Raw genomic sequence first — 430 nt, 5'->3', positions numbered from 1 at the left:
TGCGGGCGAAAGTGCTGCGTTCGCACCAGCATGAATGCCAATGACAGTCTCGCCTTCACCATTCACAAAAAGCAACGCCAACCCGGTCGATTCCCCCGAAATTACGCTAATCGGAGCAATATCGATATTATCGTAGGCTAACTGTTTACGAACACTTTCGCCAATATCATCATCGCCCGTACAGGCAATAAATTCGATATTCGCGCCACTCCGTCCCGAAGCAACAGCCTGATTCGCGCCTTTACCGCCAAATGCCACTTGATAATGGCTACCGGTTACGCTTTCACCTGGGGTTGGGAAAGAGTTAAGTTTGAGGATCTGATCGGCATTGATACTGCCAAGAACAACGAGGTTGCTTGCGGCTTTCTTATTTGGTGTTCCAAGTCAATGTGCGCAACCGGGTTAGGGTGGCGCGTGCCCTGCTTTTCTT

At 50.2% G+C, this 430-nt stretch carries 1 pseudogene; it reads right to left on the bottom strand.

Annotated elements, in window-relative coordinates:
- Positions 1-360 (bottom strand): annotated as a pseudogene (locus ACU8YC_RS28475) (PfkB family carbohydrate kinase); the annotation flags it as partial.
- Positions 361-430: the final 70 nt, after the last annotated feature.

The sequence above is a fragment of the Citrobacter sp. VF227 genome (assembly GCF_052950715.1).
Note: the sequence above shows the minus strand (reverse complement) of the source record. Positions and strands in the feature narration are given on the sequence as shown.